Below are 1,012 nucleotides of genomic sequence, written 5' to 3'. Positions count from 1 at the left end.
GCTCCTTGAGCGCCTGGAAGAACTCCTGGGCACGGGGGTCGGCGGAGTTCTCGTACAGATCCTTGAGCAACGGCACCAGGGGGTCGGTGGACTCCACGGAGGAGCGGGAGCTGACGGAATCGTTGCGCTGGTGGCCACGGCCGGGGGTCAGGTTCGTGGCTTCGGGGGTGGAGGGCTCCTCCTCCACCTTGGCCAGCGAGCTGCCGCTGGAGCTGCTGACGTTGCTGATCCGCCGCTGGCGCGCCTCCTTGTTGTGTCCGGCGCCCGTCCACTTCGTCGAGTCGCCCACGCTGTTCTTGTCCACCTGGAGGCGCAGTTCGAACGCCTGCTGCTCGGCCTCGGACCACGCCTTCTCCGCCTCGGCGACCTTCTCCTGGGCGTCCAGCACCTTCTGCGGGATAGACAGCCCGAGCAGGTCGGCGGCGCTGTCGGTGGTCGTGTAGACACTGCCGGTGCGGTCGAGGTGGAGGATCACCGCGACCGGCTGCTGCTGCTGGATCTTCTTGCTCACCGCCTTGGGCTTGACCACCACGAGGAACTCGACGCTGCTGGTCAGCTCGGCGATCTGGCCCTTCTTGCTGAGCTTCTCGGTGTTGGTCCGGGACTTGGTGTCGGTGGTCTTCGCGCTCTTGTTGAAGGGTTTGCTGATGTCCAGCGCGGTGTTCACCATGCTCTTCTTGTCCGGGCCCAGCTTGGTGACGTTGGGGACGGTGGGGCCACCCGACACGGTGTGCGTGATCTTGTCGGTGATCGCCTTGGTGGCGGTGAAGGCGGAGGTGCCGTTGATGGCGATGTCGGCTTCCTCGAAGAAGCCCTTCAGGTGCGAGGACCTGTCCACGACCCGTGCGTGGAGTTCGACGTCGTAGCCGAAGTCACTGAAGTTCTTCAGCTCCAGCCCTTGCTCACGAAGCCGGGGGAAGTTGCTGTTGATCCATTCGTAGGTGGTCTCGGTGTCGAGGAACATCTCCTTGAAGCCGCTGCGTTCCAGCCCCGCCGTGCTGCCGCCGATCTC

General features: G+C 64.8%; 1 protein-coding gene. It reads right to left on the bottom strand.

Annotated elements, in window-relative coordinates; genetic code table 11:
- The coding region (locus AB0D49_RS41760; RefSeq protein WP_362769523.1) for a hypothetical protein at positions 1–1,012 on the bottom strand (1,012 nt) is incomplete at both ends.

This window comes from Streptomyces sp. NPDC048290 (assembly GCF_040652095.1).
Classification (GTDB): domain Bacteria; phylum Actinomycetota; class Actinomycetes; order Streptomycetales; family Streptomycetaceae; genus Streptomyces.
Note: the sequence above shows the minus strand (reverse complement) of the source record. Positions and strands in the feature narration are given on the sequence as shown.